Annotated in this window: 14 protein-coding genes and 1 pseudogene; 5 read left to right on the top strand and 10 right to left on the bottom strand. The window is 70.3% G+C overall.

What is annotated here, in order from left to right; all coding sequences use genetic code 11:
- Nucleotides 1-57: 57 nt before the first annotated feature.
- Nucleotides 58-1,043: pseudogene (locus AD017_RS19730) on the bottom strand (aldo/keto reductase).
- A gap of 100 nt (nucleotides 1,044-1,143) precedes the next feature.
- On the opposite strand from AD017_RS19730, the gene AD017_RS19725 reads away from it, so the two are divergent.
- Nucleotides 1,144-1,989, top strand: a complete 846-nt coding sequence (locus AD017_RS19725) for a helix-turn-helix transcriptional regulator (RefSeq protein WP_060575071.1) — start codon at nucleotides 1,144-1,146, stop codon at nucleotides 1,987-1,989.
- A 15-nt stretch (nucleotides 1,990-2,004) separates the two neighbouring features.
- Here AD017_RS19725 and AD017_RS19720 read toward each other — a convergent pair whose 3' ends face one another.
- Both AD017_RS19720 and AD017_RS19715 read right to left on the bottom strand, forming a co-directional pair.
- A complete protein-coding gene (locus AD017_RS19720) occupies nucleotides 2,005-3,762 on the bottom strand; it encodes a CocE/NonD family hydrolase (protein ID WP_060575070.1) in 1,758 nt (585 codons plus the stop codon).
- A gap of 84 nt (nucleotides 3,763-3,846) precedes the next feature.
- On the bottom strand, nucleotides 3,847-4,557 hold the full coding sequence (locus AD017_RS19715) for a low molecular weight phosphatase family protein (RefSeq protein ID WP_010241219.1): 711 nt from the start codon (nucleotides 4,555-4,557) through the stop codon (nucleotides 3,847-3,849).
- Nucleotides 4,558-4,750: 193 nt separating this feature from the next.
- Between AD017_RS19715 and AD017_RS19710 the strand changes: the two genes are divergently transcribed.
- A complete protein-coding gene (locus AD017_RS19710; RefSeq protein WP_349675474.1) occupies nucleotides 4,751-5,518 on the top strand; it encodes a sugar transferase in 768 nt (255 codons plus the stop codon).
- An 84-nt stretch (nucleotides 5,519-5,602) separates the two neighbouring features.
- Here the strand turns inward: AD017_RS19710 and AD017_RS19705 are convergent, their stop codons facing one another.
- A complete protein-coding gene (locus AD017_RS19705; RefSeq protein WP_060575068.1) occupies nucleotides 5,603-5,851 on the bottom strand; it encodes a hypothetical protein in 249 nt (82 codons plus the stop codon).
- Between the two features lie 67 nt (nucleotides 5,852-5,918).
- Here AD017_RS19705 and AD017_RS19700 point away from each other — a divergent pair, with 67 nt between their 5' ends.
- Nucleotides 5,919-6,179, top strand: coding sequence for a hypothetical protein (locus tag AD017_RS19700; protein ID WP_010241215.1), 261 nt, complete (start codon nucleotides 5,919-5,921; stop codon nucleotides 6,177-6,179).
- Between the two features lie 425 nt (nucleotides 6,180-6,604).
- Here AD017_RS19700 and AD017_RS19695 read toward each other — a convergent pair whose 3' ends face one another.
- Both AD017_RS19695 and rfbB read right to left on the bottom strand, forming a co-directional pair.
- Nucleotides 6,605-7,210: a dTDP-4-dehydrorhamnose 3,5-epimerase family protein gene (locus AD017_RS19695; protein ID WP_010241214.1), complete on the bottom strand. Its 606-nt coding sequence runs from the start codon at nucleotides 7,208-7,210 to the stop codon at nucleotides 6,605-6,607.
- Complete coding sequence (rfbB, locus tag AD017_RS19690; protein WP_060576493.1) at nucleotides 7,207-8,190, bottom strand: dTDP-glucose 4,6-dehydratase; 984 nt, start codon at nucleotides 8,188-8,190, stop codon at nucleotides 7,207-7,209. The genes AD017_RS19695 and rfbB overlap by 4 nt, the downstream gene beginning before the upstream one ends.
- A 246-nt stretch (nucleotides 8,191-8,436) precedes the next feature.
- On the opposite strand from rfbB, the gene rfbA reads away from it, so the two are divergent.
- On the top strand, nucleotides 8,437-9,318 hold the full coding sequence (gene rfbA, locus AD017_RS19685; RefSeq protein WP_060575067.1) for a glucose-1-phosphate thymidylyltransferase RfbA: 882 nt from the start codon (nucleotides 8,437-8,439) through the stop codon (nucleotides 9,316-9,318).
- A 65-nt stretch (nucleotides 9,319-9,383) separates the two neighbouring features.
- Nucleotides 9,384-10,508 carry a glycosyltransferase gene (locus tag AD017_RS19680; protein WP_060575066.1) on the top strand — a complete coding sequence of 375 codons (1,125 nt, stop codon included), beginning with the start codon at nucleotides 9,384-9,386 and terminating at the stop codon, nucleotides 10,506-10,508.
- A gap of 16 nt (nucleotides 10,509-10,524) precedes the next feature.
- On the opposite strand, the gene AD017_RS19675 is transcribed toward AD017_RS19680, so the two are convergent.
- The 4 genes from AD017_RS19675 to AD017_RS19660 are packed head-to-tail and all read right to left on the bottom strand — an operon-like array spanning nucleotide 10,525 to nucleotide 15,459.
- Nucleotides 10,525-11,748, bottom strand: a complete 1,224-nt coding sequence (locus AD017_RS19675; RefSeq protein ID WP_060575065.1) for a lipopolysaccharide biosynthesis protein — start codon at nucleotides 11,746-11,748, stop codon at nucleotides 10,525-10,527.
- Between the two features lie 31 nt (nucleotides 11,749-11,779).
- Nucleotides 11,780-13,000 carry a glycosyltransferase gene (locus AD017_RS19670; protein ID WP_168172833.1) on the bottom strand — a complete coding sequence of 407 codons (1,221 nt, stop codon included), beginning with the start codon at nucleotides 12,998-13,000 and terminating at the stop codon, nucleotides 11,780-11,782.
- 51 nt (nucleotides 13,001-13,051) lie between these two features.
- Nucleotides 13,052-14,077 (bottom strand): glycosyltransferase family 2 protein, encoded by a 1,026-nt coding sequence (locus AD017_RS19665; RefSeq protein ID WP_010241202.1) that lies wholly within the window; start codon nucleotides 14,075-14,077, stop codon nucleotides 13,052-13,054.
- Entirely contained in the window at nucleotides 14,074-15,459 is a 1,386-nt protein-coding gene (locus AD017_RS19660; protein WP_060575063.1) for an O-antigen ligase family protein, read from the bottom strand. Before AD017_RS19660 ends, AD017_RS19665 begins: the two co-directional genes overlap by 4 nt.
- Nucleotides 15,460-15,529 lie beyond the last annotated feature (70 nt).

The raw sequence follows: 15,529 nt of genomic DNA, 5'->3' as shown, positions 1-15,529 counted from the left end.
AGCGAGGGACGGTCCCGGCCGCTCCGGCAGGCCGCGGCACCGGCTCCTCCGCGGGCCTCAGTTCCCCACGCCGAGCGCGCCCATGAACGCCGAGGGGTACCGGTCACCCGCGGCCGAGCCCGCAGGGACCGCCTCCTCGATCGCCGCGAGCGCGTCGGGCCCGAGCACGACGTCGAGGGCGGGCAACGCCTCGGCCAGCCGCTCCCGCGTGCGGGCGCCGACCAACGGCACGATGTCGTCACCCTGTGCGGCGACCCACGCGATCACCAGCTGGGCGACCGTGCAGCCCGCCGACGTGGCCACCGCACGCAGCCGCTCGGCCAGGGCGAGGTTGTGGTCCAGGTTCCCGCCGGCGAACCGCGGGCTGTGCGCGCGGTGGTCGCCGGGCCTGCCGGGGACGTAGTGGCCCGACAGGAGACCGCGGGCCAGGACACCGTAGGCGGTGAGTCCGACGCCCAGCTCCCGCAGCGTCGGAAGGACCTCCGCCTCCACGGCGCGGGAGACCAGCGAGTACTCGATCTGCAGGTCGGCGACCGGGTGCACGGCGTGGGCACGGCGGACGGTGGCGGCGTCGACCTCGGAGAGGCCGAGGTGACGCACGTACCCGGCGTCGATCATCTCCTTGATCGCACCGACGGTGTCCTCGACCGGCACCTCGGGGTCCAGGCGGGCCGGGCGGTAGACGTCGACGTGGTCCACACCGAGCCGGGTCAGCGAGTAGGCGAGGAAGTTCTTGACCGCCGCGGGCCGGCAGTCCTGCTGCAGCGGCGGGAGGCCCGGGCCGGCGAGCCCGCCGAACTTCACGGACAGCTGGTAGCCGTCGCGGTCCGTCCGCGGAGGGCCTCGGCCAGCAGCAGCTCGTTGTGCCCCATGGCGTAGAAGTCACCGGTGTCGATCAGGGTGACGCCGGCGTCGAGGGCGGCGTGCACGGTCGCGATGCTCTCGTCCCGGTCGGCGTGGCCGTAGGAGCCGGACATGCTCATCGCCCCGAGGCCCAGGGCCGAGACGGTGGGGCCCGTGCTGCCGAGTGTGCGTGTCTGCATGACCCCACCCTGCGCCGGGACCGGCGCAGGCGGAACGGAGCGTCGATCGTGGGAGAGCCACTCCCTGGCTCGCGGTCCGCCGCGCGAGCACCATGGACGCATGCAACGCGAGCAGCTCGCCGACTTCCTGCGCCGCCGCCGCGAGTCGGTCCGGCCCGCCGAGGTCGGTGTCGCGGCAGGACCCCGGCGCCGCACCGCCGGCCTGCGCCGGGAGGAGGTCGCGATGCTCGCCGGGATGTCGACCGACTACGTCGTCCGCCTCGAGCAGGGGCGCAGCAGCCGGCCGTCGGTCCAGCTGCTCGGCGCGCTCGCCCGGGCACTCGCGCTGACCGACGACGAACGTGACCACCTCTTCCACCTGGCGGGACATCAGCCGTCACCCGCCGACGGGGTGGCCCGCCTGGCCCGTGCCGGGCTGGTCCGGATGCTCGGACTGCTCCACGACGCGGCGGCGATGGTGATCTCGGACCTGGGCGAGGTCCTCGCCCAGAACCGGTTGTCGGTGCTGATGGCGGGGGACCAGACCGGCTTCACCGGCGACCGTCGCCACCTCGCCTACCGCTGGTTCACCGAGCCCGCGACGCGGGCGAGCCACCCTCCGGAGGAGCAGGAGCGGCACGCCCGCCTGCTCGTCGCGGACCTGCGCGCCGTGACCGGCCGCCGGGCCGGTGACCCGGAGGTCGAGGGCCTCGTCGACCGTCTGGCGGCCGCGAGCCCCGAGTTCCGGACGCTGTGGGACGAGCACGAGGTCGCGGTCCGCCGTGCCGACCGCAAGACGCTCCGGCATCCCCGCGTGGGCGTGCTGCTGATGGACTGCGAGACGCTCGTGACCCCCGACCTGGGGCAGCAGCTGCTGGTCCTCACCCCCGCCGACGACGCGACGCGGGAGCGCCTCGAACTGCTCCGGGTGCTGGGCACCCAGGAGTTCCCGACGGGCGTCGGCTGAGCCGGGCCCCGCGCGTCACCCCGGGGTGGCACCCCGGTGACCAGCGACGACGGTGACGTCGACCCAGCTCCCGTCCCCCACGTGCAGCGTGTTCCGGCTCAGGTACGGCGGCACCGGCATGTCGAACTGCACGTAGCCCTCGCCCGGGTCCCTGCGCAGCAGATCGGTGCGGCTGCCGACGTCGAGCCGGAACGTCTCGCCCGCACGCAGCCGCACCGGCCCGGGCGTCAGGCTGAACCGCAGGACGACGGGTTCGCCCGGCGTGAGCGGCTCCCGGACCCCGGAGTCGATCGCGATCTCCACGGCGCTGCCGCGCGTCGCGTCCTCGGTGCGGGCGACCGGCCGCAGCGCACCGAGGGACACCGGGTGGACGGTGCCGCCGGCGTCCACCCGGGACAGCCGGGCCAGCACGTAGCTGTCGATCTCGTTGCAGGAGAACGTGAGGCGCGCCGTCACCGGCCCGGCGAGGGTGACGTCCTCGGTGACCGGGTGGTCGAACGTCACGACCTGCGGGTCCCCCGTGCCCGGCAGGACCGGCACCCCGAACGGCACCGCCGCCCACCTGACGACGCCCGGCCCCGCCGGTTCCGGCCCGAGCGTGCCGTCACCGAGGTACAGCCGGCGCGGCTCGCCCGGCGGCGGGAACGTCGCCGACGTCGCGAAGCCGTCGTCGCCGTCGACCCAGTAGCGGACGGGCGGCTGCCCGTCGTAGCCGTTGTCGCTGCCGCGCAGGACGTGGTCGAAGAACGCGAGCGCCTCGCCCTGCCACGAGTACACGGGCAGGTCGTACGCCGGCGGCGCGAGGATCAGCCACTTCCGCCCGTCCACCGTACCGGCGTGCTCGAACAGGTCGTAGGCGCCGAACTGGTGCAGGTTGAGGTAGCCGAGGTTCTGCACGGTCACGAACGGGACCTCGATCGCGCCGAGCATCTCCCGCGTCGTCTCCCAGACGCCCGCCTCGTCGCGGGTCGTGTCGTCGTACGTCCAGCGCGAGTACTGCCGCGCGGCGTCGGCGGCCGGGGTGTTGCGGAGGAACGACGCGAACATCCGCGAGACGTTCCCGTGCACCGCCTTCTCCAGGAGCGTGTGCAGCGGGCCGTTGGTCAGGTGGCTGGCGACCGCCCGCGCGTTCGGCGACATCCGCCGGGCCAGCGCCGCGTCGGTGAAGTTCGCGCCGACCCAGACCCCGAGGAAGAAGCTCCCCGGCACCCCGCCGAACCGGAGGACGTGCCGGAACAGGTCGGTCGTCACCTCGTTGGCGAAGAACGCCCGCAGTGCCGGCGGGCGGCGTGCCGCGACCATCAGCTGCGTCATCGCGTAGTACGAGGTCCCGAAGAGCACGACCTCCCCGGTGCACCAGGGCTGCTCGGCGGCCCAGGCGATGGCCCGCTCGTGGTCGTCGACGTCGGCGGCGGAGAACAGGTCGGTCCGCTCACCGGTGGACCGGCCCACCCCCCGCCGCTCGACGACGACGGGTGCATACCCGCGGTCGGTGAACACCGGCGGCGAACCGATCTCGTTGGCGCCGGACGGGACGCCCGCGGTGTCGAGGTCGGTGTTGTAGCCCCCGAACGACAGGACCGCCGGGTACCGGCCGGGCGCCGTCGGCAGGTAGACGTCGGCGTGCAGCGTCACCCCGGCGCCGTCGTCGCCGGGGACCGGGATCGCCTGGTCCGGCAGGATCCGGTTTCCCAGCCCCTCCATCGCGACCGTCCGCGGCTCCCAGCCCGCGTACTGCCGGCCGCTGGTCGAGGGCTTGAGGGGGATGCCCATGCCGGTGTCCTCCCGACGTCCGATTCGGGCCCAGCATCGGACGCGAAGGTCCAACCCCCGTCCAACGAAGGCCCGGCGGCGTCGTCAGCCGGTGGCGACCCGCTGCCGCGGCGCGAGGACGTCCACGATCCCGTGCATCGCCCCGAAGATCAGCCCGACGGCGTCGCGGTGCGCCTGCTCCGGCTCCCCCATCGGGTCCGGGACGGTGTCGTCCGCCGGCGGGACGGTGCCCCGCAGCGCACGGGCGGCCTCGACCAGTGCCCGGCCGCGCCCGACCAGGTCGGACGGGAGCGACGCGGCGTCCACCGCGGCGGAGAGCCGGGCGAACTCCCGCAGCGCGAACGTCCGGTCCAGCAGCTCCGGGTGACGCTCCAGCACGGCCGAGCGGTGCCGGACGTTCGCACCCAGGACGAGATCCACCCCGTCGACGACGGCGTCGTCCAGCTGCCGCGCGACGAACCCGTCCGCCCGGGAGTCCAGTCCCCACGGCGCCAGCTGCGCCCGGGACAGCGGGTGCATCCCGTGCCCGACGACGGCGCGGACACCGGCGCTCGACACCTCGACGCGGCCGGCCGCACGACCGCCCAGACGCCCGACGAGCAGGTGGCGCATCAGCAGCTCACCGGCCGGGGACCGGCAGATGTTGCCCGTGCAGACGACGAGCACGCGGAACCGGTCGTCCGGTCCCGGCCGGCGGGCGTGGCGTGGCCCGCGGGCCTGCACCCCGGCCCGGTCCGGGACGTGCACCGGCTGCACCCGCTGCTGCGGCACCGCACGCTCCACCAACGACGTCACACGAACCTCCCCGACCACGGACTCTCGTCCGTTCAGTCGCACCGGGAGGCGCCGTCATTTCCGCCGAACGGCCTCGACCGCGTCACATCCCCAATGTTGATGATCGAACCGGCCGGGGCGGGCCGATCATCAGGTTTGGCGATCCGCCCGCGGCCCCGTTAATGGGCCGTTCGGCGGCGTCGACGAAGAGGACATGACCGCTCCCCAGCGCACGACGTCTACGGCATCCGGCCCGGTGGACGAGGCCGTTCGCGCCACCGCCGCTGCCGCCGCCGTCGTCGCCGACGCCGTCTCGACCGTCGTCGAGGCCGAGGGGCGCGTCCAGGTGGAGACCGTCGCCGCGGACGACGCGCGTGCGGTCCGGCGTGCAGGCACCGGGTACGCGGTCCTCAACGCGGTCGCCGCGCTGGTGCTGATCGTGCTGCTGGCGCCGGTCATGCTGGCGGTCGCCCTCGCGGTCAGGCTCGACGGAGGCCCGGTCCTCTTCCGGCAGACCCGCGTCGGCCGTGACGGCCAGGACTTCCGGATGCTCAAGTTCCGCTCGATGTGTGTCGACGCCGAGGCCCGCCTCGCCGCCCTGGCCGCGAGCAACGAGGGCGCCGGCCCCCTGTTCAAGATGGCGCACGACCCGCGGATCACTCCGGTCGGCCGGATCATCCGCACCTTCTCCCTCGACGAGCTGCCCCAGCTGTTCAACGTCGTCGGCGGCACGATGGCCCTGGTCGGGCCGCGCCCGGCGCTCCGCCGGGAGGTCGAGCAGTACTGCGCCGTCGCCCGCCGCCGGCTCTCGGTGAAGCCGGGCCTCACCGGCCTCTGGCAGGTCTCCGGCCGCAGCGACCTGAGCTGGGACGAGTCGATCCGCCTCGACGCCGAATACGTCGACCGCTGGTCCCCGCTGTTCGACCTGCAGATCCTCTTCCGCACCGTCGGCGCCGTCCTGCGCGGCGGCGGCGCGTACTGACGACACGACCGCCACCGGGCGAAAGGGGTCATCGGCCGGCGAGGAACTCGTGCAACGGCAGCGACGCGGCGTGCGCGCGGTCGGTCAACGGCCGAACATCCCCGGCCGGTCGAACTTGATGTCCTGCTCCTCGCCGAGCTGGAACCAGCACACCGGCCAGCGTGTTCCGAGCACCCCGACCTTGAAGGACGTCACCGACGCCGACAGGACCCGATGGTCACACGACCGGTCTGCGGCGTACCTCCTCGCTTCCTGCTCGCAGCGGAACACGACCTCGACCGCGCCGACCGAACCCTGTCGGGCTGTGTGAACCGCAAAGACCTCATCCGTCACTGCTGTGGCACTCCTCGTCCATGCGGCTTTCGAGTACTCGAAAGCTAGCACGGCAAACACTCGGGGTGTGGATCCGGACCAGCTCGCCGAGCTCGCGAGCCTGCTCGCCCGTCCGACCGACGAGCTGAGCGACGACGAACTGATTCAGGCCGTCCGTCTCGCCGACACCGATAGGGACGCGGCGCGGGAGCGGCTGGGGCGCCTGCTCGCGGCGCTCTACCAGCGGGAAGGCATGTCCTGGCCCCGGCTCGGAGAGCAGACAGGCATCCCGTTCGGGACGGCACACGGGCTCGCCCGGCCGTACATCGACCGCGACGAGTCGCCCTGAGCCGGAACGTCGGGAGCACCACTCCCCGGGATGCTCACCGACCCGCCGACCGCCAGACGTCGCCACTCCCGGAGCTGCCGAGCCACACGTACTGCCCGTAGCGCGCCACGAGCAGCCGGAACCGGTCCCGATCTCCCGCCCGGGTGGCGTGAGTCTGCTCGACCAGGCGCCCGAGCCGCCTAGTTCCTCCCTCGACGACGGCATGGCGACCAGCATGGGAGGCAAGACCGATCTCGCCCTCGGGAGCCGTCCCGAATCGCGACCCACGACACCCTCGGCGCCACGACGATCAGGCCCGGACCGGCCTCCATGCCGCCGAATTCCGTACGGCGGCGGTCCAGGTACCCGACCACCACGTCGCCCGAGTTCAACGACCGATGCCGGCCGTCACTCCAGGACCAACCAGACTCTGGCGCGACCCTGATTCAGTGAGGCGCTCGGAGGCTGGCGTACCAGTCCTGACAGGCGTCCCAGGTCGGCAGCGATCCGGCCGCCTCAGCCTCGGCCAGCGTGGGTGCTTCGCGGTCCTTCTCCGACAGCACCGGCTCGACACCGGCCACCCATGGGATAGCGAGTTGCGGGTCGATCGGAGTGATCCCGTGCTCTCGTTCCGGCGCGTACGACGTGGAACACAGGTATCCCACAACGGTGCCGTCGGTCATCGCCTGGAACGCGTGTCCGAGCCCCTCGGACAGGTACACGGCTCGCATCGAGTCGGCGTCCAGATCGACGACTTCGAACTGTCCGAATGTCGGTGACCCGACACGGATGTCGACGATGACGTCCCGCACAGCGCCGGCCGCGATGTAAAGGTACTTCGCCTGACCCGGAGGCACGTCGGCATAGTGAACGCCGCGTACGACTCCGCGAGACGACACCGACTGGTTGGACTGCATGACGGAGAGGTCGAAGCCGAGAGCTTCGCGAAACACCGGTCCCTGGAACGGTGCGGTGAACCTGCCACGTGGGTCAGGAAAGACGGTCGGCTCGAACAGCCACGCTCCCGAAATACCGAGCTCGGTGGCCTTCACCGGACCACTCCGTTCTTCAGCGGCTCCCACCAGCCGCGATTCTCCCGGTACCAGGCGACCGTCTCGGCGAGCCCATCATCGAAAGAGCGTCGCGGCTCGTAGCCCAGCTCGTCGTGGATCTTGGACCAGTCCACCGAGTACCGCCGATCGTGTCCCTTCCGATCCGGCACTCGCTCGATCATCTCTTCGCCGACGCCGACAGCAGTGAGCAGTCGGGCAGTGAGCTCGCGGTTTTGGAGCTCCGTGCCGCCGCCGATGTTGTAGATCTCGCCCGCCCCTCCCTTCGCTGCGGCGAGAGCGATCCCGTGACAGTGGTCGTCGACGTGTAGCCAGTCCCGGACGTTCAGCCCATCGCCGTAGAGCGGCACCCTCTGCCCATCGAGCAGGTTCGTCACGAAGAGCGGGATGACCTTCTCGGGGAACTGGTAAGGCCCGTAGTTGTTGGAGCACCGGGTGATGACGACATCCAGTCCGTGCGTCCGGTGGTACGAACGCGCCAGGAGATCGCTTCCAGCCTTCGCCGCCGAGTACGGCGAGTTCGGCTCCAGCGGATGGTTCTCGGGCCACGACCCTTCGTCGATCGACCCATAGACCTCGTCGGTCGAGACGTGCACGAAACGCCCCACTCCCAGGTCGAGCGCCGCCTGTAGCAGCACCTGAGTCCCGACGACGTTCGTCGTCACGAAGTCTGCGGCACCGGTGATCGATCGATCAACGTGGGTCTCGGCCGCGAAGTGTACGACGACGTCCGCTCCCGCCAGTACCTCGGCGACCCGGACCGAGTCACGGATGTCGGCTCGCTGAAGGTGCAGCTGCGGAGAGTCGCTGACGGAGTCGAGGTTCTCCTCCCGACCTGCGTAGGTGAAGGCATCCAGGACCGTCACGTCCGCACCCGTGAACGGCTCATAGCCGCCATTCACGAGGGTTCGCACGAAATGGGAGCCGATGAACCCGGCACCACCTGTGACCACCAGTCGCATGCACACCTCGCCGATCGTGGAGCTCATCCACCCGGCCGGGTGAACTACTGATAGTTTTCCATGACTCAATCGACGACTTGCTCTAGGGAGCCCCGACACCATCACTCCTGTGCACACTCGTCGCCAGAACACGAGGGAAGCCGGTCGTGCTGAGCCACGACCCTTCCGCGCCACCTCATCGAGACACGTCCCGTCTCGACTGCAGCGCGCCGAAGCCTCGGACGAACTCGAAGGGAACGCGCGACCGTGAAGGGCATCATCCTGGCCGGGGGGACCGGCAGCCGACTGTTTCCGATCACGCGGGCCGTGTCCAAGCAGCTTCTGCCGGTCTACGACAAGCCGATGATCTACCACCCTCTGGCCACTCTCATGCTGGCCGGCATCCGCGAGATCCTGCTCATCTCCACCCCGCACGACCTGCCCGGCTTCCAGCGGCTCCTCGGCGACGGGAGCCAGTTCGGCCTCGAGATCGACTATGCGGAGCAGCGCGCTCCGAACGGCCTGGCCGAGGCCTTCGTGATCGGCGCCGACCACGTCCGCGGCGGCCCGTCGGCACTCGTACTCGGCGACAACATCTTCCACGGTCCGTCCTTCTCCTCGACCCTGCAGAGCGCTGCGCGCAGCGTTGCGACCGGTGAGTACGGATGCGTCCTGTTCGGGTATCCCGTGAAGGATCCGCAACGCTATGGCGTCGGCGAGGCGGACATCGACGGCACACTGATCTCGATCGAGGAGAAGCCGGTCGAGCCACGCTCCGACCGAGCCATCACGGGGCTCTACCTCTACGACGACCAGGTCGTCGACATCGCCGCCGGCATCGGTCCCTCGGCCCGCGGCGAGCTTGAGATCACCGACGTCAACCGCGCCTACCTCGAGCAGGGTCGTGCCCACCTGCACGACCTCGGCCGTGGGTTCGCATGGCTGGATACCGGGACCCACGAGTCCCTCATGGAGGCGGGCCAGTACGTCCGGGTCCTGGAAAACCGCCAGGGCATCCGGATCGCCTGCGTCGAAGAGGTCGCCCTGCGCATGGGTTGGATCACCTCCGAACAGTGCCGTGCCCTCGGCCGAGCACAATCCGGATCCGGATACGGTGAATACGTCATGGCTGTCGCCGACCAGATATGAGATGCACGGAGCCGCCCACGCAGTCCGGCCCGCCCGACTAGATCAGCTCAGGCTAGGGACCACCCATGCACGTCCTCTTCGTCGCTCACTCGTCGACGACGGCGGGAGCCGAACGCACACTCGTCGCCCTTGCCTCCGCCGCGGTCCGATGTGGAGACCAGGTCACCGTGTCGATTCCACGCAAGGGGCCCATCGAGCGGTTGATCCGTGACCGGCTGCCGGGGGCGGAAGTGATCGTCCAGCCCTGCCAGTGGTGGATGGGAGTCCGGCATCGGACCTTTACGGGGGCGTTGCGAACCCTCCAGTCGCTAGCCCAGCTCGTTCCCTGGCTCATGCTGTTACGTCGGACGAGACCCGACGCCGTCGTCATCGGGTCGACGGTCACCCCCGCGCCGCTCTTGGCTGCGGTACTCGCAGGCACACCCCGATCGATCATTCTCGGCGAGAGCATCCGCTCGAACCCGACCTTGCGTTCGCCGATCCCGAAAGCTCTGATCGTGCGCGCTCTCGATGCGTGGTCCGACGTCAGTATCGCCGTTTCGGAGTATGCGGCCTCCCAGTACCGGCGGCCGACGTTGATCGAGTACCCGCCCATCGAGATCCCGGAGACGGTCAGCGAGGTCCGCGACGAGCCCCCGCACATGCTGGTGGCCGTCCTGCTGGGCACCCTCTCCACGGAGAAAGGCCAGTTCGATCTCGTCGAGGCTGCGAGGCGAATCGTCGCGAGCGGTGCACCGGTGCGGATCGAGTTGTACGGCGACGCAGCCCCCGACGACCTTGCACGACTGCACGACATGATCTGGGATGCCGATGTCGAGTCCGTGCTCCGCTACCGGGGAGCGAGCAGCAACCCGATCGGTGTTCTCGCCGGCGCGGACGTCAGCCTGGTCTGCTCACGCAACGAGGCATACGGCAGGGTGACGATCGAATCGGTCCTGGTGGGGACACCAGTCGTCGGTTACGACCTCGGGGGAACGCGGGAGATCCTCCGCGACGGCGGCGGGATCCTGATCGAGCCGGCGCCGGCCGCGATGGCGAGCATCCTGGGCCGGCTCGCCCGCGATCCGGCCGCGCTCCGCGGCCTGCGCTCATCCGCGGCAGAGCGTGCGAGGAGCCGCGCAGGCGTCGGCGATGCGGACCGCCAGTGGTCGCGCCTGCGGGATGCTCTGGCACGGGAGCGCCTCCGGTAGTTCCGAGCGAACGACGTCATTCCCGTGCCTGTGTGGCGACGGACCGCTCCCGACGGGTCCCGACGAAGGCCGCCAGAGCGAGACTCAAGTACTTCCCCACCGCCGCGACGGCGAACCCCGTCGCGGCGCCCATCTCGTCCCACCACCATCCACCAGCGGCGACAGCGCCGAGGAGCAGGACCGAGCTGACAAGGCTCTGGAGCCCGACGAATCGTTCACGCCCCATCCCCTGCAGCAAGGCTGCAAGTGGAGTGGCCAGGGCGACGACGGGGAAGGTCACGACGAACACCGCGACGAGGGGTCCGGCCGAGGCGTAGGCATCGCCGAGCAGCAGGACACTCACCTCGGTGCCGAACCATCCGACAGGTGCCGCCAGGATGGTCAGCACAGCGGTGAGTCCCACGACAGCGCGCAGCAGCCGGCGGCGAGCACCGTAGTCCGCCCGCGCTGTTGCCGGGAGCACCACCGCGGCCAAGGTGGAGGACAGGAGTTGGAACGGAGACGTCAGCTTCGACGCGGCCGAGTAGAACCCGGCACCGGCCGGTGAGGTCAGTGCGGCCACGAGAAACACGTCCAGGGCACGGCTCTGGACGGACAGGTCATTGATCGCAAAGGGCACCGATCTGCGCAAGACGTCTACGACGGCAGTCGCTCGCCGAGCGACGACGCCATGTCGCCGCAGCAGCTGTCTGATGTGTACCGATCCGATTGCGGCGCCCGAAGCCATACCGATCGCGTACAGCATCGTGCCCGGACCCGCGTCGGCGACGAGCAGGAGCAGGAACACCGCGCAACTCACGAGACGGCGGAGCAGGATCGACGTAGCGACCGCCGTGGCGAGGTCGGCGGCGATGACGACCGCGAGCCTGGTCTCGCAGTACTTCTCCAGCCCTTGGGCGATGACCAGCAGCGACAGTGCAGCGAGCAGCGTCCTGGGGACTCCGGGGACGACCAGCGCCAGGAGGGCGACACCGCCGATGGTGCCGCCGAGAGCCGCCCGTCCGCTGAACCAGAGGATCGTGCGGACCTCGTCGATCTTGCCTACGGCGTACGAGCGGCCGGCGAAGCTGGACATGCCGACGTCGGCGACGATGAACCACACCAGGAACACGCCGATCAGTGCGGTCACGACGCCGTACTCGGACGGTGCCACTGAGCGCGCAAGCGCGATGCCCATCGCCGCCTGCGCGACGGCACCCGCCACTCGGGCGATCGAGGCGGAGAGGAATGTCTTCCTCATCGGTGACGACAGTCCGGGTAGGCGGGGGATGTCATCGAGAGGTCCGGATCGCGGCGGCAGCCTGTGCCCGCCCGTACAGCCCCGTGAGCGCGCGGAAGTGCTGATCCCCACTCGTCACCCGATCGGCCAACTCCTCCTCGAACGCCTGTGGTGAAGCGATCTCACCGCCGAGGAACCGCTCGATCGTCCCGCTCCATCCCGCGACCGAGTGTTCGGACACCATCCCGGTCACCCCGTCGGTGACCAGCTCCGGCATGCCCCCACGGTCCGCCACCAGAGCGGGCACGCGAGCCATGAGGCTCTCCCGCACGCTGAACGGGCTGTTCTCGAACCAGATCGCAGGGTGCAGCGTCGCGGCGGTGGTCCGCAGGGTCGCACCGATCTGGTCGGGAGTGAGGTGTCCGACGAAGCAGACGCGGTCCACCGCGTGCTCCGCCACGTAGCGGTGCAGCTGCGGTTCGTCGGCTCCCGTGCCGGCGATCGTCAGTATGCGGTCGCCGGTGCGCGTACCGAGTGCCTTCCATGCCTGTAGGACGGTCAGTACGTCCTTCTCCGGTGCGAGCCGGCCCATGTAGAGCAGACCGGTCGCCTCGGCATCCCGACGGTGGGGAGTCTCTCGCCAGGGAAGATCGAGCACCTCAGTCCGTGCCGACGACCATCCGTCTGCGTGCAGCGTCTGCTCCATGAATCGCGACGGGCAGTGGACGATCATGTCGCCGGCACCACGCATGATCCGGTCGCTGACGATCGTCTCGACTCCACCCACCGCGGACGCGCCGAGGCTGCCTTTGATGCACCGGCGCCGCACCGGGTTGATCGCGCGACGCACCGGAGAAGCGCCGACGCACACCTGGCACAGGTCGGACGTGGAGTCGGCCCACAGGCGTTGGTTCGCGCACACGAGCTTGTACTCGTGCGCAGTCACGACGCGACCGATCCCGCGCCCGCCGGCAGCCCGGACGACGGCGCTCGTCAACTGGTAGCAGGTGCCGTGGAAGTGCACGACATCCGGCGCGAACTGCTCCAGTGCCGCCGTCATCCGTCGTCCGTTCGCCACCGAGTAGACGCTGCTCGCCGCGTCGTCGAGCCGCTCCCGAAGACTTCCGGATGTGTAGCTGCGAGCGGGCGTCTCGAATCGAGGAGAGCCGGGCGCGATGGGCGACGATCCACTCGGTGCCTCCATCCCGAACAAGGCCACCTCGTGACCGCGGGTTGTGAGCTCGCCCGCGAGCCATTCCAGGTACGTCTCCACGCCGCCCACCCGGTGCAAGAACTTGCTGGCCAGGAGTACACGCATCGTCGATCAGCCCGCTTCCGTCGGCCGCGTCGACCGGTTCCACTCGACGTCCCCGATCGGGCCAGGGGTCACCGCCCACCGGACGAACCACACCGAGAGCGTCAGCTGGTCGCGCAACCAGGTGGCGCGCTCCCGCCGCTGCCCGAACGCCGCCGGGACCGCCAGTGCTCCCCTGACCAGGCCACCGGCCGCCACCAGCAGCTTCAGTGGACTCTCGCCTACCCCGGAAGTGTCCATCAGCGACAGACAGGGGGCGACGACCAGTTCCATGAGCCGGAGCTGGCGGCGCTGCGCCGTGTTCGACTTCCGGCTGACCCCGCCGACGTGCTCGGCGGACAGGTCACCGGACACCACGACCCGATATCCGAGGGCGTGCGACCGATGACAGATCTCCTGGTCCTCGAGATACATCGGGAGCCGGGTGTCCAGCCCCCTGCCGAACACCTCCTTGCGGATCGCCATATAGGCACCGGAGGTGAAGTCGACGTCATGCACGCCCGGGCCGTCGACGGAGATCGAGCGCCGTGGGGTCCCCAGTAGCCCAGGTAGCGCAGGCAGACCGACCAGCGTCGCGAACAACCGGCGCTTGTTCCAGACCCTGCGGGCCGAGCCACGGTCGACGGTCCCGTCGGGTGCCAGAAGGGTCGGTGCCGCGACGCCGATGCCAGGCTCCTCGGCGAGCGCCACGACGCGGTCCAGAACCTGCGCGGAGGTCGCGACGTCCGGATTGTGCAGCAGGACGACCTGCGGCTCGCCCCATCGTGCCCTGCCGAGCTCGACGGCGTGGTTGACGCCGAAGGAGAACCCGAGGTTGCACGGCGCGACCTCGGCCAGGAACCGGTCGGACACGGACGGGTCGACCGCGGCACGCGCCGTCGCGACGCACTCGTGGTCGTCACTGTTGTCCAGGAACACCGCCGCGCGATCTGATCCGCCGATGAGCCAGCCGCTGATGGTCGCGGCAAGGTCGGCCACGGCGGCGCCGGACCGATACGTGATCACGACGACCAGGGTGGAGAGAGTGGGGTTCACACCGGTCCGTTCGAAGGTCGTGGGGCCCGGAGGCCCGGGGACGTTGTGCGGGGAGAGTCGGTCCGAGCCGGCAACTGCCCACCGGCCAGGCAGAGCAGGAAGACCAGACCAAGGAGGCTGTGCAGCGGGAGGAGCCCCTCCAGGCCGTTGTAGCCGGCCGTCACCGCGGCGAAGGCCACGACACCGGCGGCTCCGGCGTGCGCACCCGAACGCGCTGCTGCGGCTACCACCAGGGCCAGCGTCGCCAGGAGCAGCACCAGGCCGGGAACACCCAGGCTGACGAGAATCTGCAGCAGGGAGTTCTCCATCGGGTAGGCGCCGTGCGAGAGCGCGATGGTGAGCGGGTCTGCCGTGGTCGGCCCGCTGCCGGTCCAGCCGGAGGAACGCGCCAACGCAATGGCCTCGGCCACGTTGTCCCCCCGCACCTCACTGGATCGTGCGGCTTCGCCGGTGCTCGTCCGTGCTCCGAGGAGACCCGAGGCCGCCACCGCTGCAACTGCCAAGGGCGCCAGCGCGAGCAGCCGCATGGGCTTCGGAGATCGGGTGCGACGCAGCTGTGGCAGACGGACGACGGTGACGACCGCGCCGACGACAGAGGCGACCGCGAGTGCACCGCGAGACACTGTCGAGGCCGCACCCGCGACAGCGGCGATCAGCGGGATCAGGCTCTGCGGCACGTCGTCGATCCAGCGGACGAAGAACACTGCGAAGGCCACCGTGAAGAAGGTCCCGGCATACAGCGGGTGCCCGAACCCGACGCTGGCGCGATGAACACCACCGTCGAGCTGAAGGCCCCGACCGACCGCGTCATAGAGCGGCATGTAGATCGGGTTCTGCTGGATCGCGACCTCGACCACGGCGAACACGGCCGCAGCGACGGTCACCACCGCCAGCGTCCGCACGAGTAGATCGGCTTCACGACCGGACACCCGCACGAAGAGTACGAGCACGGTGCCGACAGCGAAGCTGATCAGCCACTCCCGGGCCGACGGGCCCCCGCCGCTTACGATCGGAGGCCGGACCAGCATCAGGTAGGTGGTCCACAGCACGAGTAGCGCCGCTGCGAACCGCGCTGCGAGCCACCCCCGGTGGATCGGGTCAGGACGAACAGCCGGCGCCGCAGGCCACCTCCGCACCGCCCAGAAGAGGATCACCACCAGGGCCGGGGTGAGACCGAAGTACCCGTAGCCGATCAGTTGCTGGGGTAGCACTGCATAGAGGACGAGTGCCGCGGAAGGCAGGACGTGAACCGGTGCCGTCGCCGCTGCGACCAGCGCGACCAGGACGAGGACCAGCACGACACCGACAACACTCCCGTTGCGATGGGTCAGTGCTGCCACCGCGTATCCGATCGGCACGACGCCGGCGACGATCGCCGCCACGAGTGCCGGGCCGACGAGGTCGGCCGGCCTACCGCGGAGCAATCGGGAGATCGCCCTCAACGGACTGCCC

Source organism: Pseudonocardia sp. EC080619-01, from assembly GCF_001420995.1.
Taxonomy (GTDB): domain Bacteria; phylum Actinomycetota; class Actinomycetes; order Mycobacteriales; family Pseudonocardiaceae; genus Pseudonocardia.
This window is presented reverse-complemented; position numbering and strand designations above follow the sequence as displayed.